Genomic DNA, 19,829 nt, shown 5'->3' with positions numbered 1-19,829 from the left:
GAGAGGCCGCAGAAGGACGACGTCGTCGAACGCCCGCCTGAAGGCTGCGCGGGAAAGCCTGACTGTGCCGCGGCCCCTCATGTCACGCCTCGACCGATAGCTGTGCCAGTGCTGCGAACACGAACAATGTCGCTGCGACGCTCGGCGCGAAAACGGGAATCAGCCAGAAGAGCCTGCTGTTGTCGTGCGAGTAGCGGATGACGGTCGACAGGTTGCGGTCGTAGTGGGTCGTTCCGTCCCTGCGCAGGAAGTAGAGACTCACGAAACCGGCGATGATGGAGGCGATCTGGAGGCCGAACGCCTGCCCGAGGATCAGGACCTTGAATTCCCGTTCCATGAAGAAGGAGAAATCGCGCTCGCGGGGCTGGGTCGGGACCGCCTTGATGCCCGCGATGTATTTTCCGGCGCTGTTGCCGAAGACGGCCTGCTGCGCGGCCAGAACCACCGTGCATCCGACCATGAAGAGGACCGCGATCAAGAGCTGCGATCCCATCGGGAATAGGCCAAGAGTAGCCGCGAGGAAGGCGACAAGGGTGACCAGGATGGCGGCGAGGTTTAGATCGACATAGCGCGCGAACAAGCGCCTTGGTGCCGTCGCCGGCTCGTCCGCTATCCTGATGGTGATGGTCGTAGGCATCGCGTTCTCCCCGCTCGATGCCTAAAAGACTATTTCGCGGCCCTGCCGGCCGCAAACGGTCACGCCTTGGGGAATATTACTTCCTGATACAGGCCGTTCGGCCGCCTGTTCGCGAGCGTGATGGTCCCGCCGTGACGGGTGACGATTTCCTTGACGATGGCAAGGCCGAGACCAGCGCCGCTCACCGACTTGCGACGTGCGGGGTCGGCTCTGAAGAACGGCTCAAAGGCGTTGTGGATGACGTCTTCGGGAATGCCTGGACCTTCGTCTCTGATGCCGCAGATGACTTGGTCGTTGTCCGCGATGACGGAGACAGAAGCCTTTTCACCATGGGTGCAGGCATTGACGAGAAGGTTCGAGATCGCCCGCTTGATGGCCAGCGGGCCTCCGGCGATCTCCGCCCTGTCGAGACGGTCGATCTGGACGTGATGGCCGATCATGTCGAGCTCGGCGACGATATCCTCGATAAGCTCGTCGAACCTGATCGTCGTGCGCTCCTTGGAGCCGACCTCTTCCTTTACCAGCGAGATAGCGCTGTCGGCGATGTGCATCATCTCGTCGACGTCGTCGATCCACTTGTTCCGCTGCGCCTCGTCTTCGAGCATTTCGGCCCTGAGGCGCATTCTGGTCAGCGGAGTCCTCAGATCGTGTCCGGCCGCCGCCACGAGGCGCATACGGCTGTCCATGGCGTTGCGCAGGGTGTCCGACAAGGTATTGAGCAGGCGGACGGTGATGAGGGCCGCGCCGTCCCCGCGCTCGGCCATCTGTGGAATGATCGCCTGCGGGTCCACGGATTCTATGGCCTTCTGAAGGGTTTCCAGCGGCCGCACCACCATGTTCCCGGCGATGATGCTGACCACCGCGGACGATGCCGCGATCAGGCCCGCATAGAGTATCAGGATGATAAGGTCGGGTTCCCAGTCGCTCTGCACAGGGGTGACGGACACGAACGGCTTCGCTCCGTCCTCCTTCGGCTCCTGCAGGCGGTAGACGTACCGCGGCTCGGGGTTGGCGCTGCCCTTGTAGACGACGATCGTGGCGAGGATCGACAGGACGCTGATCAAAATCAGCGCCGTCATCAGAAGGAGCGTGACCTGTGTCCTGAAGCCCTTCACCTCATGCCCTCTCGACGCGCGCGGTCAGCTGGTAGCCGCCGTTGCGGACGGTGCGGAACAGTTCGTCCGGCGCGCCTGCTTCCCGGAGTTTCCGCCGGATGCGGCTGATCAGCACGTTGATGGTGGTGTCGAACGTGTTGAGGCTCTTGCCCGTCAGTTCCAGAAGGTTTTCGCGGGAGATCAGGCGCTGCGGGCGATCGAGGAAGACGTGCAGGAGATCGAATTCGGCTCCGGTCAGTTCGACTTCCTTGCCGTTGTGGTCGTAGACGCCACGGACAGACGGGTCGCAGGTGAAGCCGGAGAAACGGTAGACGCCGGCCTTGCCCTCATCGGCTTCCTTTTCGCGTTCGTTGTCCTGCGCCTGCGGTGCGGCCGGCGCTTCTCCCGTGCGCCGCAGGACCGCGCGGATGCGGGCGACCAGTTCGCGGGGATTGAAAGGCTTGCCGATGTAGTCGTCAGCGCCGAACTCGAGGCCGAGGATACGGTCGACTTCCTCGGTGACGGCGGTGAGCAGGATGATCGGCGTCCTGAAGCCCGACAGCCGAAGGTCGCGACAGGTCTCGAGGCCGGAGCCGTCGGGAAGCATGATGTCGAGAACCACCATGTCGGGGGTCATCTCGGCGAGCTTCTTCTTGAAATCGCCGATCGACGAAGCTTCGGTGATCTCGAAGCCCTGGCTGCGGAGATATTTCGAAAGGAGTTCCAGAATTTCGCTGTCGTCGTCTACGATGAGGATATGCGGGGTGTCGCTCATGGGAATTTTGCCTTGGTTTCGAGACAATTGTGGGCGAAGATTTCAGGACGTGGAAGCGAAAATTTAAGCGAAAACCGTTGCCGTGCCTTGTGATTTCATGTCTCGGCGGTATCGCAGCAACAATCCGGCAACAAAACTCAAGGTCCAGTAATCGTAAACGGGGTTTCCTGAAATCATCCGGAAAGCCACGCGCGCTATAGTGAAGTCATGGAAGAGGCGAGAGTTTCTTCCCGTATCGGTGAGTTCTGATGGGTATCCTTCCTCATGTTGCCGATGGCGGTCTGGCCGATTTGTCCTTGAGGCCCTGACTGTGTTCGATGAACGCTCCTGACCTCCGCGCTTGTCCTGGCGTCGGAGGTCTTTTTTTGTCCGCGCTCAGACATCAATCCGTTGACGATGTCTTCGATTTACAAGAACAATGCACGTCTGCTTTGAATTGGAGAATGCAAATGGCAACGGAGCTGTCGAGGCGAGGACTTTTGACTGGTGCGATGGCGGCCGCGTCGCTGGCCACATTTCCATTCGGCGGCACGATCGAAGGCGTGGCGGACGTCTCGCCGGAAGCGGCGACCGTACCAGTGGCAGTATCTCCATTCATCGTCGTCATGGACGAGTGGGGTTACTACGTGGACGACTCATGCCGTGAACCGCATTTGTCGGACGCGAGGACGGACCGCGCTCCCATTAATATCGAGCCGAGTATCGTCGCGACGATGATCGACATGATGCGAGCCGCCTAATCCATAAACGTTCAGGTCCTCAATTCTGACGAGGTCGGCTACTACGTCGGAGATGGCATGGATCGACGGCCGATCAGGCGCGGCGCGTAGAAATGATGGTTCTGTTGCACAGGTGGTTGCTGACAACTTGCCTGGCCACCGCCACTCCGGTAGAACGTTAGCAGAACACGATTACGGAGTTTGCAGTTGGCTAAAGCGGGACAGAGAAAGAAGGGCGAGACGCCCGCCGTCCTGCGGTGCGATAAACTTCCAACCTTCATGAACGCCGGGAAAGAGCGCGATCTTCGCGCCATGCTGACTGGTTGGCGCGACGCAGCAGGTGTTTATTCCAGACTTCAATGGCGCTGTTTCTTCGAGCGCGGACATTTCGATCCATTTCTTGACCCAGCCACTCAATATCGAAAAGACGGAGCAAAGGCCCGGATTGGAATTCTCCGACAGATCGCGCTGAAGCACGGGATCGAGATTCCTGCGCCGCAACAGATCGAAGATGGAGAGAAGCCCAAGAAAAGGGTGTTGCCCACACCACCTGGACTTTACGATTGTCTTGCACCGATGAAGTTGTCACTCGGGGCGGCACAAGTTCAAATGGCCAGGGACCAGGCGCTGGGCACGTTAAAGTCATTCATGTCCAACCGACAGAACGACTTCGTGGATACAGTCCTTGGTTCGAACATCGAAGACCCGCTCCGCCGCGAGCTATTCACCGTCAATCGCGCCTCAGCTTGGTTCGACCAAGAACGCTCCGTAAAGGTCGAAGGCGTGGAGGTCCCGCGCTCAACACGCGTCCTCGCGCGCAAGATCATGTCGCATATTCTGTCGCGCCACCGTAAGCCGTCGATGAAACGGATCGGCATGGTTGTCGACAGCCGCATCGCCGAACTTGACGAATCGCGCACCGCTACGTCTCACGACTTGTGGCTTACAATGACCGTCAAGTCCAAAGAGCGTGGATCGCGCCGCATCCACATTCCGATGCGCTCGAACGACTATTTCTCAGCGCGACAGGGCGAACGGAGGAAGACCTTTCAAATCATCGAAGACCGTGAGAGCGGTCGTATCTCCGTCGGTGTCGTAACTGATGTCGGTAGCGCGTTCGAGCGGCGTCGCAATGCCTATGCGGCGGACGCAACTGGACCGAAAGCCTTGGATTTCGGTCTGGTGACGATGTTCGCGTCCGACGACGGCGACCTCATGGGGCGCGAGTTTCTCCGCAAGCTCAAGTCGATCGACGCGACGATCTCTAGTATCGCAAAACACGTTCAGCGTTCCGGCGGAAAGCCACGCGATTCCAAGCGCTACGTCGCGCATGTGACGCGACTGCGTGGCTACATCACCACCGAGCTTCGCCGCATCCTCAACCGCTTCGTGTCGGTTCGGAAGCCTACGACGATCTTCCTCGAGCGACTGAACTTCCAGTACCCAGAACTGTCCCGTCGGATGAACCGCATCTTACAGAACTGCGGCCGCGGCGTGCTGAGAGCGAAGCTCCAGGCCCTGAAAGAGGAATTCGGCGTCGAGACCCACGAGGTTGTCTCAGCCTACACCAGCCAGACCTGTTCGTGCTGCGGTTATGTCGACCGCCGCAACAGGAAGGCGCAGGCGGTGTTCGCCTGCCGCTGGTGCGGAAGGAGTTTGCATGCGGACGTCAATGCCGCGCGGAATATCGGGTCGGAACGTTTCCGGTCTATCGGTTCCGCGAAGCGTGGCGTTCGGAGCAATGTCCTCGACATGCTGGTCACCCAGCACGTCGAGCGAAATACCGGGGAGCGGGGCGCTCCGGCCGACCCAAGGATGTCCAATCCGCATTTCGCGGCGTGGGCGGACAAGGCGAGGTTATCGTCGAAGGCGGCGTGAATGCCGAATTCGGATGAAGCGGAGGTGATGAGGACGGACGTCAGCAACCACTTATGCACCAAGCCCGAAATGATCGTCGACAGGATCGATGACGGTTCCGTTGCCGAGGCAGATTTCGCAGGCGACGGGATCGACGTGGCTGGCATGGCCGTCGGACGCGATGGACTGGTCGGGATCGTAACCGGAGCCGCCGCACCGATCACAGGTAAGCTCGTCCTTGGTGGTCTCGCTGACGTTCTGTTCCGTCGTTCCGATGGTCGTCGCGCTTTCGGCTTTTGAGGGTTTGACGCGTCGCTGGTCGTATTCAGGCAGCCGGGTGCGTTCCATGATGGCAACCGTTTCCCGTCGGCTGGTCTCGATAGCGCCGAGGCGGATGGCGTCCGCCCTTCGGAACAGGGGGATGTCGTAGTGAGGAACCCCCGTCCGCGACAACTGGAACCAGCTTGGCTTCGAACCTATGAGTTTTGCCATGGCGTGAAGCTCGTCGAGCGTGTCGGCGAGCATGTGGCAGGTGATCATCCGGCCAAGCTTGTTCCTGGTTCGGTCGACGTAGACGGCCATTTCAGTTCTTCTCGACCGTCGACGCCTCGATGGCCTCGCGCATGAGGTCGTCGTGCATGCCCTCTGCCTGAAACAGGCGGGCGTGCAGGGCGAGAAGCGGCTCCAACGCGACGGCCAGAGCGTTGTCGACCGACTGGTAGTAGGCTTCGACGCGGTCGGTGTCGACGGAAAGCAAGGTCTGGGCGGCACGCTCTGTCGCTCCGTCGACCATCACGTGTTCACGTTCGACATATTGGTTCGGTTCGAAGCCGCGGATCGGATTGTGGTGCTCGCCCGATCCGTCGGTGTCGCGGATACGCACCACGTCCTGAACGTAGAGGCGCTCCTTCGTTTCCTTGACGACCCGCGCTTTCCACGTCGGACGGACGAGCTTGAGGTCCGGGACCGGTAGCAAGAAGCCGTAGGGCAGCGACTTTTTCGTTTCCGCGTCAACACGCGGATGGACCTTGCACTTGGCCCCGATGATGACGGTGCGGCCGACATCGGCGCGCAGGCCATCGCGTTTGGCCTTGAGGGCGGCGAACGCAGCCTTCCACTCCATCTCCCATCGCTGCATCGACGTATCGGTCTGGCGCATCAGCAGCATACCGCCGTGAACGGTATCAAAGCCTTTGTATCCGATGGACTTCATGAATTTCTTGAAACCATTGTCGTCTCCGTCGCGGGAGAATTGCGAGTGAAAGCCGACGAGGACCTTGTCCGTCACAAGTGGCGTGTATTTGATCTCGAGAGAGCCGCCGAGGCGGTCGATAAGGGATATGTCTTCGCACCCTGTGGACGCCGATGCGATCGTGACGACGCCGTTTTCCGTGACCTGGTAGAGGCCGATCGACTTGGAACTATAGTGATCGGTGGAAACGACGGCAAAACGGTTCGCGGCATCTTCCACCAGCCAATCGGCCAGAGCGAGTTGAGCGTAGCTGAACTTCGTCTTCGATTTCGTCATCGCGGTCTCCATTCGTTTCGTGCGCCTTTAAGCCATAGCCGCTCGGCAAAATCAACGGAAATCGTCAATCGGCGTCTTCATTTAACGGAATAATGTTGACACAAAGAAAGACTTCGTCCATCAGAAGACTAGAGATGTTACGGGGACGTTCATGAGCGCTATCGATGATCAGGAAGAGCCGGTCCTCCCCGTCGCGCCGGGAGACTTCGTCGAGACGAAGGACCTGACCTACCCGCGCATCGGACGGGTTGTCCGCGCGCGCTGGGTGGATGAAGGCGGCAAGCGCATCTGCAAGATGGACGTATCGATGTACAATATCGATGGCGTCAACACCAAGCGTGTCAGTCCCGCCTTCGACGGTCCGAAGAACTACGAGCCTTGGATCACCTATACGGACGAATGGATGCGCATCGCCAAGCCCGACTTTCCTGTGAGCCTCAAATGGGTGCCGCTGGAAGACGGGTCGGGTCAGTCCATCGCCCAGTACGTGACCGGTGCCAAACGGCTTGGAGACAGAACGGTGGTGCGACGCCGGAAGACGAAGGTCGAATCGCCGCTGGCGGTTAAACCAAAACCGCCGAGAAGCGACTTCGATCCGGAGCTTGAGGTCCGTTCGAGGAGAATGGCGGCACAGCAGCTTCGGGACATCAATCGGGCGATGCCAAATCCCGAGCTGATCGCCAAGGCGCAGCAGCTTGAAGACGAAGCGGGCAGGATCGCCCGCGAACACGGTATGGAACGATAGGCGGACGCTCGACGTTCGCGACTGAATTCGGAAGGACAGGAACATGGCAGACGCCGAAAACAAGAAGACCGTGGTTGCGGAAAACAGGCGCGCCCGTTTCGACTACGACATCATCGAGACGATCCAGGCTGGCATCGTTCTCACTGGTACGGAGGTCAAGAGCCTCAGGAACAACAAGGTGACCATCGGCGAGAGTTATGCTTCCGTCGAGGGTGGCGAGCTGTGGCTGATCAACTCCCATGTCCCGGAGTTCCTTCAGGCAAACCGCTTCAACCACGAGCCTCGCCGTCATCGCAAGCTTCTCGTCAAGCGCCGCGAGATCGACAAGCTCCAGCGTTCTATCTCGCGCGAGGGCATGACGGTCGTTCCGCTCAAGCTCTACTTCGAGAAGGGCCGCGCCAAGCTCGACATCGCGATCGCGAAGGGGCGCAAGGCGCACGACAAGCGAGCAGCGGTCAAGGAACGCGACTGGAACCGTGACAAGGCACGCCTGATCTGAGATAAGCCCTCGAAGCCCACAATCGCGAAGCCTTCGACAACGGAAGTGATCCAATGTGGTACCCGATCATTGCAAAGGAACGCTTCGTCTCGATTTTCCAGGGGGACGACACGCACTCATCCGGAAAATGGCTGATCCCGATCCCGTTTGGCGATCCAGACGGAACCTGGGAGAGGCTCGCCGATGCGGCGCGCGACGGGCGACTACTCGCCGTGAAGATTTCAGCGCCGCCGCTGGACGAGAAGTTGGGGCACCACCTTGTTTGCGCCTACTCGAAAATCTCGACGCGGATTGCCGTAAACGAGGCTCTGTCGAAGCTACGCATGCTCGGGGTCTCGGGTGACCTTCGCTACAAATCCGATAAGGCGACGCTCGACGGGCGCGATGACTACCTATGGGATTCGGTCGATCTGGAGGCGCGACAGCCCTCGCGTTGATCATCCCTTGTCGCCGCAAACCCGGCCGCTCCCGCGAGGCGATGCGTAATCGGTGTCAGTGCTTCGAGGCAGGAACGGCTGCCTTATCCTCGTTCCACGCCACATCACCTGACAGGCTGTCGATGTAATTGGACATTCGGTCGAGATCGGCGGCGAAGAGGTTGGCAGGCAACCTGACGGGGCCATAGACGTCTATGCCATGTTGCGCGGTGACGGTGACGCCGTCGCCGCTGCGGTGGACGAGGATGCGGTCGAAGTCGGGCATCGTCACGTGGCCACGTCGCATCGCCCGCAACGAAAAGGAATGCTCGATCGTGTTGATCGCCATCACGGCGCATCCGCGGGCGATGGAGCATGGATCGTCGGCCTGTACCGTCGCCGGGAGGGTCTTGCCCATGTGTCGTTTCCAAGATGTCACGGCGGTCGATTGTTCGATCCTTGCGTCGATGCGGTGCGCGGAAAGATGGTCGTCTACGTGAACTCCATCGGGAGGCGTGACGATCCTTGCGACCGGCAGGAGTCTGTTGGCGTAGACGTTTGCCGCCCCGGGCGTCTCTTCTGTGGTCGTGTCCACGCCGAACACCGACGCCAGGGCTTCGCCAAGGTTGTCGGCCACCACCCGGCCCGTCAGGACCGGAGAAATCATTCTCAGCGCAAGCCTGAGGGTGCCGGGTGTGATCGAGGATGCTGCCAGTGGATCGAGGAGGCTTCCGCAGGCAACGATGCTGCTGTGTCCTGCCGCAAGCTCGCTTCCCAGGAATGAACCGGCGATGTCGTTCAGTGTATCCGTGCTGTCAGCGACCTTCTGAAGGTCTCCAAGCACTCCGCTTAGGGGAACGAAGAACAGCTGGACGATCGCATGGGCTTTTCCTTGCGAGGAGAGGTATGGCGCAAGAGAGACGGATGACATGGATAGGACGGTGCGGCCGAACTCCAGCGGATCGAAACTGTCTTCGCCGATATCGGAAATTGAATCCGCGAGGACCCGATCGAAAGCCGGATTGTCGCAGACGCGGGGGAAAAGCTGAGCGACCAGGTCGCCGTCATCCCGGGCGTATGCGGCGACGAATTGCGCGACTGCATGGCGGTATTGGGTGTCATCCGCCTGTTCGTCTTGATGATTTTCGTCCGTCATGTCGTCCCGCTTAAGTAGATTTGTAAAAGTATTTTCGTGCACAAGATTAAATATTTACTTTAACAGCAACCTCCGGTTAAAGATTTGCACGCATTTTTGATCTAACGCCAAACGATCGCGGGCGGACCATCGCCGCAAACAGGTTGCCATTGCGACGGCGTTAGTGGGCCGCGGGTACGGGGAGGTGCCCGCGGCCTTGTGATTTCAGGATGCCGCGAGAAGCGGTGCGGATTCGTCACCCTCCACGAAGATCAGCCTGTCAGAACCGTTCGTCATGTGGACGGTGTCGCCTTCGTTAACCGCTCCCGACAGGATTTTTTCCGCCAGCAGGTCCTGGACGTACTTCTGGATGAGGCGCTTGAGCGGACGCGCCCCGTAGGTCGGGTCGTATCCGCGCTTCGCCAGCCAGTCGCGCGCGCCGGCGTCCAGCTCGAGTTCGATCTTGCGATCGTCGAGGAGTTTGCGCAGGCGGCCGATCTGGATATCGACGATGCTGCCCATGTCGGAGAGACGCAGGCGGTGGAACAGGATCGTTTCGTCGACGCGGTTGAGGAACTCGGGACGGAAGGATGCCCTGAGCGCGTTCATGACCATCGGCTCCGCTTTCGAGACATCGTCGCCGGACAGGAGATACTCCGACCCGATGTTCGACGTCATGACGATAAGCGTGTTCTTGAAGTCCACGGTCCGTCCCTGGCTGTCCGTCAGGCGGCCGTCGTCCAGCACCTGCAGCAGGATGTTGAAGACGTCGGGATGCGCCTTCTCGATCTCGTCGAAAAGGACGATCTGGTAGGGACGGCGGCGAACCGATTCCGTCAGGACCCCGCCCTCCTCGTAGCCGACGTAGCCGGGAGGCGCTCCGACGAGACGGGCGACCGAGTGCTTCTCCATGTATTCCGACATGTCGATGCGGGTCATCGCGTTGTCGTCTTCGAACAGGAAGGCGGCGAGCGCCTTGGTTAGTTCGGTCTTCCCGACGCCGGTCGGGCCGAGGAAGATGAAGGAGCCGATCGGGCGGTTGGGGTCCTGGAGGCCTGCCCTTGCGCGTCGTACCGATCTCGAGACCGCCTGAACGGCTTCGCCCTGACCGACGACCCTCGCGCCGAGTTCGTCTTCCATCCGCAGCAGGCGCTCGCGCTGGCCCTCCATCATCTTGTCGACGGGGATGCCCGTCCAGCGCGACACGACAGCCGCGACGTGGTCGCTGAGGACCGTTTCCTCGACCATTCCGCTGCCGGCGTTGGCTTCCGCCTCGGCAAGCTGCTTCTCGACCCCCGGGATGACGCCGTAGGTGAGTTCACCCGCCTTCTGGAAGTTGCCGTTCCTCTGCGCGGACGCGAGCTCGTTGCGGAGTTCTTCGAGGCGCTTCTTGAGATTTGCCGCGTCGCCAAGCTTGTTCTTCTCCGCCTCCCAACGGGCGGTCATGGCGGACGCGCGCTCTTCGAGACCCGCAAGCTCCAGTTCGAGGCGGGACAGGCGGTCGGCGGACGCGCGGTCCTTCTCCTGTTTGAGGGCTTCGCGCTCGATCTTGAGCTGGACGACGCGACGATCGAGTTCGTCGAGTTCCTCTGGCTTGGAATCGATCTGCATGCGCAGGCGCGACGCCGCCTCGTCCATCAGGTCGATGGCCTTGTCCGGCAGGAACCGGTCCGTGATGTAGCGGTTGGAAAGCGTCGCGGCCGATACGAGAGCGGTGTCGGAAATTCGGACCTTGTGATGCTGCTCGTATTTCTCCTTAAGGCCGCGAAGGATCGAGATCGTGTCTTCCACGGTGGGTTCTTCCACGAGGACCTTTTGGAAGCGACGCGCGAGGGCGGCGTCCTTCTCGATGTGCTTGCGGTATTCGTCGAGCGTCGTCGCACCGATGCAGTGCAGCTGGCCGCGCGCGAGAGCGGGCTTGAGGAGGTTGGAGGCGTCCATCGCGCCGTCGGCCTTCCCTGCCCCGACGAGGGTGTGCATCTCGTCGATGAACAGGATGACGCCGCCGTCGGCATGCTCGATCTCGTTGAGGACGGCCTTGAGACGTTCCTCGAATTCGCCGCGGAACTTGGCACCTGCGATCAGCGATCCCATGTCGAGAGCGAACAGACGCTTGTCCTTGAGGCTTTCTGGCACGTCGCCGTTGACGATGCGAAGTGCCAGGCCTTCCGCGATGGCGGTCTTGCCGACGCCGGGTTCACCGATGAGAACCGGATTGTTCTTCGTGCGGCGCGACAGCACCTGCACGGAGCGGCGGATTTCCTCGTCGCGGCCGATGACGGGATCGAGCTTGCCGTCGCGCGCCACTTCGGTGAGATCGCGGGCGTAGCGGCGCAAGGCGTCGAAGCTGTCTTCGGAGTTCTGCGTGTCTGCGACCTTGCCCATGCGTCTGGCCTTGATGATCGCTTCGAGCTTGGCGTTGTCGACGCCGGCCGTCCGGAATGCCAGCTCGGCTTCGCCGGGATTGGCGGCAAGGGCGAAGAACAGGCGGTCGATGGCGACGTAGCTGTCGCCTGCGTCCTGCGCGATGCGGTTGGCTTCCGCCACGACCTTCTGGAGGCCGCGCGATGCCTGATGGCCGCTATGTCCTTCGACCTTTGGGAACTTCGCGACGGTGTCGCGCAGGGTCTTGGAGAAAGCGAGAAAATCGCCGCCGCTCTCGTTGATCAGGGTCGAGGCGTACCGCTCCTTCTCGTCGGTGACGAAAGCGATGGCGAGGTGGACTTCGGTGACGATCTGGTTGGATTCGGCTTCCGCCCTGTCACGGGCTGCGGCCATCATTGCTTGGGAATTGTCGGTGAAGCGTCTGGTATCCATGGGGTCTCGCATTAAGTGTCAAACAGGCTTGTTGTCGTACCCGAATGTAGTGCGCCGATGCAAGTAATTACAGACCTCAAAAGCGAAAAACCCGCCCGCTTTCGCGGACGGGCATCTTCGGGAAGCCAGTCGCCCTTAGCGGAAGAGCGACAGGATGTTCTGGCTGTTGGAGTTCGCGATGGACAGGGCCTGAACCGCGAGCTGCTGCTGGGTCTGGAGAGCGGAGAGCTTGGCGCTCGCCTCTTCCATGTCGGTGTCGACCAGCTTGCTGACGCCGGCTTCGAGGTTCGACTTGAGCTTCTTGGCGAATTCGCCGGAAGACTCGATGCGGTTGGCGACGGAGCCGAGGGTGGACGAGGACTTCGTCATGTCCTTGAGCGCACCGTCGACAGCTTCGAGCATGTCGGACAGCTGAGCGTCGGTCGTCGCCGCCGTCAGGGTGATGTTGTTCGAGCCGCCGGCGATCGAGTAGTTGTTCGAATTCGCGCCGGTGCGGTCCTTCGACAGGATGCCGTTGGCGGCGGTCGCGCCGTCGATCAGCAGCGTCTGGGCGCTGTCGATGGAGATGCTCGTGGTGCCGAAGTTGTTCGAGCTGTCACGGGTGATCGAAGCCGTGACGTTCTGAACACCAGCGCCAGCGCCGGTCGCGCCCTTGTAGAGCATGTTGACGCCGTTGTAGGACGAAGCCTTGGCGGTCGTCACCAGCTGTGCCTGGAGCTGCGTGATCTGGGTCTGGATCAGCGTCTTGTCGGCGGAGCCTTCCTTGGCCGAAACCAGCAGGTCCTTGATCTTCTGGGTGGTGTCGATGGCGTCTTCCGTGCCGACGGCGGCGGTGTCAACCTTGGCGGCACCGATGCCGAGCAGCGAGTTGACCGTGTCGAGGGACTTGATGTCGGAGCGCATCGTGGTGGCGATCGAGAAGAACGCCGCACCGTCCTTGGCGCTGTTGATTTTGAGACCCGTGGAAATCTGCTCCTGGGTCTTGCCGAGCTGCGTATTGATCGAACGCAGGGTCTTGAGGGCGTTGGTGGCGGAGGTGTTGTTCAGGATGGAAGACATTCGGTGCCCTTTCTGGACAGGATATTTGAAGACTTCATGCCGGCATCTCCGACTGACGTTGTGGCATCATGCCGCCCTGCTTTCGTTTCGGGCCGTCGTTGGGGTCTTTCTATCCCGGATTTCGGAATCAAACCTTGCGCCGGAAGTTAAACTTTTAACGAACTCCGCTTTTTTGAAGACTTCACTGAAGCTTTTTTGCCAAAGAGCGCGTTTTCATGGGGTCCAGGGTCTGTGTTTGCTCCGAACAAGGTGAAAAGTCGTTAACACATTCACGCCACAGTGCCAGGCGACCATTGCTATGTCGCACAAAGACCCCAGCGTCTTGCGGCCTATCCGATCAACCGGGACTGAAACCTTGAAAAAGATCATGTTCGCCGTTGCGGCTACCGCCTTGCTGAGTGGTTGCGTGTCCGACAACGGTTCCAAGACTATCGTCAGGAATCTGCAATTCCAGGATTCCGCCGCCGTCCATGACAGGACCTATTTCTACCAGGCGCAGACCGCAAGCGTGACGGCGTCATGCATGCCGCAAAGCCTCCTGCGTATCCTTGGCCATATAAGAGAGAGAACCGGTGTCCGTCCTATCCTGACATCAGGACATCGCTCCCGCGGCCGCAAGGGCTCCATGCATCGCCATTGCCTCGCCGCAGACATCAGGGTTCCCGGTGTTTCGGACATGCGTGTCGTCGAGATCGCGAGGACCGCTCCTGGGATCGGCGGCGTGGGCCGATATTGCAACGGGATAGTCCATGTCGACGTCGGGCCGCGGCGCGAATGGACGGAATGCAGCGGTAGGCGGCGGGGCATCGCCCGCCGCTAGTCCGCAGGAGGTGGTCCCGGACGGATGATCCGATGCGGGACGCCGACATTGTCGAAGAGATCGCCTGCGGACTCCCAGTAGGCGTCGATCGCGTCTTCGCGCTCTTTCATCTTCGCGCCGTGTAGATGCTTGCGCGATGCGACGTAGGCCTTGAAATCGGCGACGTTCATGCCTGGTCCTCCGGAATGTCGCTCATTCCCACGCGACACCGCCCCGGCCGACTTCCAAAGCCGACGGTGTCGAGGTGCGGGCTGATCTCGTCGTAAAGGGCGTCGGCCTCGCGCTTACGCTCCTCTGCCTTCGCCAACTGGATCGGGTGGTCCCGTTCGATCTCTTTCAGGAACTGCTGGTAGTTCATCGCCGTCCTTTCAGATCACGTAGGTGCGCAGTGGCTCGAAGCCATTGAAGGCTACCGCGGAATAGGTCGTCGTGTACGCGCCGGTGCCTTCGATAAGGACCTCGTCGCCGACGGTCAGGGAAAGCGGGAGCGGATACATCTCGCGTTCGTAGAGGACATCGGCGCTGTCGCAGGTCGGTCCTGCCAGGACGCATTTCTCCTTGGCGTCGCCGTCGCGCGCGGTGCGGATCGGGTAGCGGATCGCCTCGTCCATCGTTTCCGCGAGGCCGCCGAACTTGCCGATATCAAGGAACACCCAGCGGAAAGCGTCGTCGTCGGACTTCTTCGAGACGAGGACGACTTCGCTGCGGATGACACCCGAATTGCCGACCATGCCACGGCCAGGCTCGATGATCGTGCGCGGGATCATGTTACCGAAGTGGCGGGTAAGGGCCGCCCTGATGCGGCTGCCGAAAACTTCGGTCGCCGGAACGTCGCGCAGATAGCGCGTCGGGAAACCGCCACCGAGGTTGAGGAGGGTCAGCTGTACGCCGATATCGGCCATGGCATCGAAGATGCGCCTCGCCTCGCCGATCGCCGAATCCCATGCGTCTGCGTCCGTCATCTGCGAGCCGACGTGGAACGACACGCCCGATGCCCTGAGACCCTGCCCATGCGCTGCCTTGAGGACCTTGATGGCCATGTCGGGCACGCAGCCGAACTTACGCGAGAGCGGCCACTCGGCTCCCTTGCCGTCGGTGAGGATGCGGCAGAACACGCGCGCTCCGGGCGCGGCACGAGCGACCTTCTCCACTTCCTCGACGCAGTCCACGGCGAAGAGGGAGACACCGAGCGCGTGGGCGCGCGCCACGTCGGCTTCCTTCTTTATGGTGTTGCCAAAGGATATGCGGTGCGCGGACGCGCCTGTGTCGAGCGCCATCTCGATCTCGCGGACCGAGGCGCAGTCGAAATTCGAGCCGAGCGCGGCAAGGAGGCCTAGCACTTCGGGCGCGGGATTTGCCTTGACGGCGTAGAAGACGTCGCTGTCCGGCAGGAAGGCCCGGAAAGCATTGTAGTTGTCGCGGACGACATCGAGGTCGACGACGAGGCACGGGGACGCCGGCTGGCGGGTACGCAGAAATTCACGGATGCGGTCGGTCATATGTTCTTCCTTCCAACGGCGAGCGCGCCGAACGGGTGATGGATCAATGGCGGATGGGCCGACGGATTGGTGTCCGTATGCCAGATGCCTCTGATTGGAAGGAGAACCGTCCGCACGTCGGGCAATGAAAGTGGTGCCTCAAAAGTTTCGCCCGCGGTTGGAATGCGGACAGAGACCAAAAAGGCCCTCACCGTCGTTGCTTTGGGATGTCACCTTGGCCTTTCGGCTTCGGAGGAGGCGTTGACCTCCTGTACCTCGCCGTCGGAACGGCGGACACCCTCGGGGCACGTGCGAATTGGGCAAGATGGAGTCTATGATTACTTGTCGCGTAGATCAACGATCCGATTGTCGATTTTTAGACGGTGCGACGACCGGGTATCCGTGGACCCGGTCGTCTGTCCATTACCGTGGTTTACTAGACCGGAGAGAGGCTCCGGTTGACATGACAGCGACCTTCAAAAAGTCAGCCTGCCTGTTGCGATTGTCTCGCTAGAAGATGAAGAAATCAATGACGTCGGATGTTGCTACTTCACCAGCTTTGCGAGCTGCTCGGATCGGTAGGAGGGTGCGCTTGCTTCGAATTCCTCGAGCAGTTTGCGCTGCCTGTCGGTCAGCGTGTCTGGAAGGATCGCCTTGAGATCGATGAGGAGATGTCCTGCCGCGGCACTCGGACGTTCAGGCCATCCCTTGCCCTTGGCGACGAGGGTCGTTTCTCCCTTTCTGAAGGGCTGGACCTCGATCGCGTTCTTCTGGCCGTCGAGGTGGACGAACTCGATGGTCCCGCCGATAGCCGCGAGCGTGAACGGCACGTCGAGGCGGATACGAAGGTTCTGGTTGTCCAGCTGGAAGCGGGCGTGCTCCCTCACCGACAGCGCGAGGAGAAGGTCGCCATCGGCTCCGCCGTCCCTGCCCTTGCCGCCGCGGCCGCGCACCCGAACCTTGGCACCGTCGACGACACCGGCCGGCACCTTAACCCTGATCTTCTCTCCGGACTCCGTTTCAACGACCTTGTCGGTCCCGGTGTAAGCCTCGTCGAGGCCGATCTCCACCTGGAGTTCCCTGTCGTCCCCCTTGAGCGGCGCACCGCTGGTCTTGCCTGCGTTCGATGAGGATTGCTGCCCCGCCCTGTCATAAAAGAAACCCGGGTCCATTCCTGGCGCGTAAGTCCTGCCGCGGTTGCCGTAGGTCTTGGTGAACATCGCCTCGAAGATCGAGTTGAACATGTCGCTGTTGGCGAAGTCGCCGAGGTCGTCGGCTGACGCTCCGGACTTGCCGTTCGCCTTATCTTTGAGCGCCTCGTAGGCTTCCGACACTTCGCGGAACCTACGCTCGGCTTCCGGATCGGAACTGTTGGTGTCGGGATGGTATTTTTTCGCGAGCTTGCGGTACGCCGCCTTGATCTCATCTTGCGTGGCGGTGTCGGAGACGCCGAGCGTCTTCCTGTGATCTCGAAGGGTCATGTGACGGAAACCCAGTTGAACGAACACTTTGAAGTCTTCGTTTAATTTGGAGGTTCGTCAATCGAATTGGAAGGCCCGGAGTCCGGAGCCGTCACTCGGCGGCCGTGACCGGTGCCTGTGGCGCGTCGATGTCGTCGCCTGTCAGGAACGTCGCGCGTATCCTTTCAGGGTCGAGCAGTTTCCTGTCCTGCGGAAAGCTGAAGGGGATCGGATAGTCCACCATGCCTCTCCAGCGCTCCGGAAGCCCGGCCCTGTCGATGACGAAGTAAGCGAGGCCGCCTCGGTACGGGTTGCTGACGATCCTGATGTCGGCGCGCTGGATACAGGGGAAGCTGTTGGCGGATGGCGTCTTGGCTCCCGCCATGAAACCGTTGAAGGTGCAGAGAGAGTTGAAGTCCTTCTTGGCGATCTCCGCTTCGAGCGAGGCGAACTCGTTGTTGCGGGCCGTGATGCTCTTCGATCGCGTCGCGTGGCTCCATCCGGCATATGGCATGAGGATCATCGTCGCGCAGCAAAGGGTCGCGAGTATGACCGCTCCAAATCGACCGCGGACCCAGCCAGGGGCGGCGCGGTATCCCATGAAAAGGATACTGCACATGACGGCTGCGACGATCGCCATGCCGCCTATGTAGAAAACGTAGGTGAACATCAGGTGACCCGCTCGATGACGGCGGTGTCGATCAGTTCGAGGCTGGCGCGGTAGCTGGAGCGCAAGGCATCTGCCGTTGGGCCGCTGTCCTTGGCCGCGTCGAGGAGTTTCTCGTGGACCGCTCCCCGGTTGTCCACGATGAAGAGGTCATAGACGATCTGGCGTGCCTCCGCTTCGGTCATTCCGGCGGTTTCCGGCACATCGACAATCAACGAGAACTTCAATTCGAACTCCGCTCTACTTGGCTTGGAGTCGTCTCATATTGGCTTGCGCGCACGTTGTCAAAGACTTCAGGCGAGGAAAGAGTGGAAATAAAAGGTTCCAATGTGGGCATTTGCTCACATCGGAAGGTTTGGAGGGTTGCAGATCAGGGTTCGGGCGTTCCATCCAGGGCAAGGACGGCGTTCTTGTAGCGGGGGTCGAAAGTGACTTCGGTCATGGCCCACGCCGGAAGCGTCACTGCGGCATCCGCGTCGTCCAGTTCGACCTCGGCGACGATCAGGCCTTCGAGGTCGCCATGGAAAACGTCGAGTTCCCACAGTAGTCCTTCGAAGGGAATTTCATAGCGTGTCTTGCGGATTTCGATACCGACCATATCGGCCTTCTTGACATCGTATTCCGAGAGCGGTGTCGCGAACTCGTACTCGTCGACGGCCAATGCGTTGCCGCCGGACTTCACGGCGAGGACGGCGTGGTCGTCGCCTTCGTCTTTGCGCAGGCGGATGGCCAGTTCCTTCGTCGCGACGATGTAATACTGGCTGATCTCGCGTTTGGCATCGTAAAGCTTGCTGTCGATCAGGTGAGCTACCGCGCCGGTGTCGACAGTATATTTGCGTTCGATTTCCTTGGCCATTCGTGGTGCCTTCTGTCCTGAGGATTTCAGGGCGGGCCTTTCGGACCCGCCCTGATTTTAGATTACTCGACGATCGAGGCGACGATACCGGCACCCACGGTGCGGCCGCCTTCGCGGATGGCGAAGCGCAGCTTTTCTTCCATCGCGATCGGAACGATCAGCTCGACGTCGACAGTGACGTTGTCGCCGGGCATGACCATTTCCGTGCCTTCCGGCAGGGTGACGATGCCGGTCACGTCCGTCGTGCGGAAGTAGAACTGCGGGCGGTAGTTCGTGAAGAAGGGGGTATGGCGACCGCCTTCTTCCTTGGTCAGGATGTAGGCCTCGGCCTTGAACTTCTTGTGCGGCTTGACCGAACCCGGCTTCGCCAGAATCTGGCCGCGCTCGACGCCGTCGCGGTTCACGCCGCGAACCAGTGCGCCGATGTTGTCGCCGGCCTGACCCTGATCGAGCAGCTTGCGGAACATTTCAACGCCGGTGACCGTCGTCTTCGAGGTCGCGCGGATGCCGACGATTTCGACTTCTTCGCCGACCTTGACGATGCCGCGCTCGACGCGGCCGGTCACAACCGTACCACGGCCCGAGATCGAGAACACGTCTTCGATCGGCATCAGGAACGGCTGGTCAATCGGACGCTCAGGCGTCGGGATGTAGGCGTCGACGGCTTCCATCAGCTCGCGGATCGCGTCTTCGCCGATCTTCTTGTCCGAATCTTCGAGCGCCGCCAGAGCCGAACCCTTGACGACCGGAATGTCGTCGCCCGGGAAGTCGTAGGACGACAGGAGTTCGCGGACTTCCAGTTCGACGAGCTCGAGCAACTCGGCGTCGTCAACCTGGTCGACCTTGTTGAGGAACACGACGATAGCCGGAACGCCGACCTGACGAGCCAGCAGGATGTGTTCGCGGGTCTGCGGCATCGGGCCGTCGGCGGCCGAGCAGACGAGGATCGCGCCGTCCATCTGGGCAGCACCGGTGATCATGTTCTTGACGTAGTCGGCGTGGCCGGGGCAGTCGACGTGCGCGTAGTGGCGGTTCGGCGTCTCGTATTCGACGTGCGCCGTCGAGATGGTGATGCCACGCGCCTTTTCTTCCGGCGCGGCGTCGATCTGGTCGTATGCCTTGAATTCACCGAAGTACTTGGTGATCGCTGCGGTCAGCGAGGTCTTGCCGTGGTCGACGTGACCGATGGTGCCGATGTTGACGTGCGGCTTGTTGCGTTCGAACTTGCTCTTGGCCATGATTTCTCCGATTGGCTACTGGTACGGCG

General features: G+C 60.7%; 23 protein-coding genes. 6 read left to right on the top strand and 17 right to left on the bottom strand.

All coding sequences use genetic code 11. The features are described from left to right. Nucleotides 1-82: 82 nt before the first annotated feature. Genes FHT76_RS02150 through FHT76_RS02140 form a run of 3 tightly spaced genes read right to left on the bottom strand, consistent with a single transcriptional unit; the run spans nucleotide 83 to nucleotide 2,506 of the window. Nucleotides 83-637, bottom strand: coding sequence for an RDD family protein (locus tag FHT76_RS02150; protein ID WP_259184023.1), 555 nt, complete (start codon nucleotides 635-637; stop codon nucleotides 83-85). 59 nt (nucleotides 638-696) lie between these two features. Beyond that, nucleotides 697-1,752, bottom strand: a complete 1,056-nt coding sequence (locus tag FHT76_RS02145; protein ID WP_259184022.1) for an ATP-binding protein — start codon at nucleotides 1,750-1,752, stop codon at nucleotides 697-699. A gap of 1 nt (nucleotide 1,753) precedes the next feature. Further along, entirely contained in the window at nucleotides 1,754-2,506 is a 753-nt protein-coding gene (locus FHT76_RS02140) for a response regulator transcription factor (protein ID WP_259184020.1), read from the bottom strand. A gap of 449 nt (nucleotides 2,507-2,955) precedes the next feature. On the opposite strand from FHT76_RS02140, the gene FHT76_RS02135 reads away from it, so the two are divergent. Next, the gene (locus tag FHT76_RS02135) at nucleotides 2,956-3,246 is read left to right on the top strand and encodes a hypothetical protein (RefSeq protein ID WP_259184018.1); all 291 of its coding nucleotides are present in this window, start codon (nucleotides 2,956-2,958) and stop codon (nucleotides 3,244-3,246) included. Between the two features lie 171 nt (nucleotides 3,247-3,417). Here the strand turns inward: FHT76_RS02135 and FHT76_RS02130 are convergent, their stop codons facing one another. Continuing rightward, nucleotides 3,418-3,612 carry a hypothetical protein gene (locus FHT76_RS02130; RefSeq protein WP_259184017.1) on the bottom strand — a complete coding sequence of 65 codons (195 nt, stop codon included), beginning with the start codon at nucleotides 3,610-3,612 and terminating at the stop codon, nucleotides 3,418-3,420. A gap of 261 nt (nucleotides 3,613-3,873) precedes the next feature. On the opposite strand from FHT76_RS02130, the gene FHT76_RS02125 reads away from it, so the two are divergent. Beyond that, the gene (locus tag FHT76_RS02125) at nucleotides 3,874-5,103 is read left to right on the top strand and encodes a transposase (protein ID WP_259184015.1); all 1,230 of its coding nucleotides are present in this window, start codon (nucleotides 3,874-3,876) and stop codon (nucleotides 5,101-5,103) included. 51 nt (nucleotides 5,104-5,154) lie between these two features. On the opposite strand, the gene FHT76_RS41260 is transcribed toward FHT76_RS02125, so the two are convergent. Together FHT76_RS41260 and FHT76_RS02115 are read right to left on the bottom strand one after the other, a co-directional pair. Continuing rightward, on the bottom strand, nucleotides 5,155-5,664 hold the full coding sequence (locus FHT76_RS41260) for a DUF4031 domain-containing protein (protein ID WP_310503263.1): 510 nt from the start codon (nucleotides 5,662-5,664) through the stop codon (nucleotides 5,155-5,157). A gap of 1 nt (nucleotide 5,665) precedes the next feature. Continuing rightward, nucleotides 5,666-6,610 carry a hypothetical protein gene (locus FHT76_RS02115; RefSeq protein WP_259184014.1) on the bottom strand — a complete coding sequence of 315 codons (945 nt, stop codon included), beginning with the start codon at nucleotides 6,608-6,610 and terminating at the stop codon, nucleotides 5,666-5,668. 151 nt (nucleotides 6,611-6,761) lie between these two features. Here FHT76_RS02115 and FHT76_RS02110 point away from each other — a divergent pair, with 151 nt between their 5' ends. The 3 genes from FHT76_RS02110 to FHT76_RS02100 are packed head-to-tail and all read left to right on the top strand — an operon-like array spanning nucleotide 6,762 to nucleotide 8,291. Further along, a complete protein-coding gene (locus tag FHT76_RS02110; RefSeq protein WP_259184011.1) occupies nucleotides 6,762-7,355 on the top strand; it encodes a hypothetical protein in 594 nt (197 codons plus the stop codon). 43 nt (nucleotides 7,356-7,398) lie between these two features. After that, a complete protein-coding gene (smpB, locus tag FHT76_RS02105) occupies nucleotides 7,399-7,854 on the top strand; it encodes an SsrA-binding protein SmpB (protein WP_259184010.1) in 456 nt (151 codons plus the stop codon). Between the two features lie 53 nt (nucleotides 7,855-7,907). Beyond that, on the top strand, nucleotides 7,908-8,291 hold the full coding sequence (locus tag FHT76_RS02100; protein WP_259184009.1) for a DUF1917 domain-containing protein: 384 nt from the start codon (nucleotides 7,908-7,910) through the stop codon (nucleotides 8,289-8,291). 55 nt (nucleotides 8,292-8,346) lie between these two features. On the opposite strand, the gene FHT76_RS02095 is transcribed toward FHT76_RS02100, so the two are convergent. From FHT76_RS02095 to FHT76_RS02085, 3 genes are all read right to left on the bottom strand, one after another. After that, nucleotides 8,347-9,426 carry a hypothetical protein gene (locus tag FHT76_RS02095; protein WP_259184008.1) on the bottom strand — a complete coding sequence of 360 codons (1,080 nt, stop codon included), beginning with the start codon at nucleotides 9,424-9,426 and terminating at the stop codon, nucleotides 8,347-8,349. A gap of 204 nt (nucleotides 9,427-9,630) precedes the next feature. After that, nucleotides 9,631-12,222: an ATP-dependent chaperone ClpB gene (gene clpB / locus FHT76_RS02090; RefSeq protein WP_259184007.1), complete on the bottom strand. Its 2,592-nt coding sequence runs from the start codon at nucleotides 12,220-12,222 to the stop codon at nucleotides 9,631-9,633. A 135-nt stretch (nucleotides 12,223-12,357) separates the two neighbouring features. Further along, nucleotides 12,358-13,281 (bottom strand): flagellin, encoded by a 924-nt coding sequence (locus FHT76_RS02085; RefSeq protein WP_259184006.1) that lies wholly within the window; start codon nucleotides 13,279-13,281, stop codon nucleotides 12,358-12,360. 355 nt (nucleotides 13,282-13,636) lie between these two features. On the opposite strand from FHT76_RS02085, the gene FHT76_RS02080 reads away from it, so the two are divergent. Beyond that, the gene (locus FHT76_RS02080) at nucleotides 13,637-14,101 is read left to right on the top strand and encodes a D-Ala-D-Ala carboxypeptidase family metallohydrolase (protein WP_259184005.1); all 465 of its coding nucleotides are present in this window, start codon (nucleotides 13,637-13,639) and stop codon (nucleotides 14,099-14,101) included. Here FHT76_RS02080 and FHT76_RS02075 read toward each other — a convergent pair. From FHT76_RS02075 to tuf, 8 genes are all read right to left on the bottom strand, one after another. Then, complete coding sequence (locus FHT76_RS02075; protein WP_259184004.1) at nucleotides 14,098-14,271, bottom strand: hypothetical protein; 174 nt, start codon at nucleotides 14,269-14,271, stop codon at nucleotides 14,098-14,100. The two genes, FHT76_RS02080 and FHT76_RS02075, sit on opposite strands and share 4 nt — an antisense overlap. Beyond that, a complete protein-coding gene (locus FHT76_RS02070) occupies nucleotides 14,268-14,459 on the bottom strand; it encodes a hypothetical protein (RefSeq protein ID WP_259184001.1) in 192 nt (63 codons plus the stop codon). The genes FHT76_RS02075 and FHT76_RS02070 overlap by 4 nt, the downstream gene beginning before the upstream one ends. 10 nt (nucleotides 14,460-14,469) lie before the next feature. Next, nucleotides 14,470-15,600, bottom strand: a complete 1,131-nt coding sequence (locus FHT76_RS02065) for a type III PLP-dependent enzyme (protein ID WP_259184000.1) — start codon at nucleotides 15,598-15,600, stop codon at nucleotides 14,470-14,472. 524 nt (nucleotides 15,601-16,124) lie between these two features. After that, nucleotides 16,125-17,060 carry a DnaJ C-terminal domain-containing protein gene (locus FHT76_RS02060; RefSeq protein ID WP_259183999.1) on the bottom strand — a complete coding sequence of 312 codons (936 nt, stop codon included), beginning with the start codon at nucleotides 17,058-17,060 and terminating at the stop codon, nucleotides 16,125-16,127. Between the two features lie 91 nt (nucleotides 17,061-17,151). Then, complete coding sequence (locus tag FHT76_RS02055; RefSeq protein ID WP_259183998.1) at nucleotides 17,152-17,709, bottom strand: hypothetical protein; 558 nt, start codon at nucleotides 17,707-17,709, stop codon at nucleotides 17,152-17,154. Then, on the bottom strand, nucleotides 17,709-17,933 hold the full coding sequence (locus FHT76_RS02050) for a hypothetical protein (RefSeq protein ID WP_259183997.1): 225 nt from the start codon (nucleotides 17,931-17,933) through the stop codon (nucleotides 17,709-17,711). The genes FHT76_RS02055 and FHT76_RS02050 overlap by 1 nt, the downstream gene beginning before the upstream one ends. A 143-nt stretch (nucleotides 17,934-18,076) precedes the next feature. Beyond that, nucleotides 18,077-18,562 carry a CYTH domain-containing protein gene (locus FHT76_RS02045; protein ID WP_259183996.1) on the bottom strand — a complete coding sequence of 162 codons (486 nt, stop codon included), beginning with the start codon at nucleotides 18,560-18,562 and terminating at the stop codon, nucleotides 18,077-18,079. Nucleotides 18,563-18,624: 62 nt separating this feature from the next. Then, nucleotides 18,625-19,800, bottom strand: a complete 1,176-nt coding sequence (tuf, locus tag FHT76_RS02040) for an elongation factor Tu (RefSeq protein ID WP_259183995.1) — start codon at nucleotides 19,798-19,800, stop codon at nucleotides 18,625-18,627. Between the last annotated feature and the right edge of the window lie 29 nt (nucleotides 19,801-19,829).

The sequence above is a fragment of the Rhizobium sp. BK176 genome (assembly GCF_024808055.1).
This window is presented reverse-complemented; position numbering and strand designations above follow the sequence as displayed.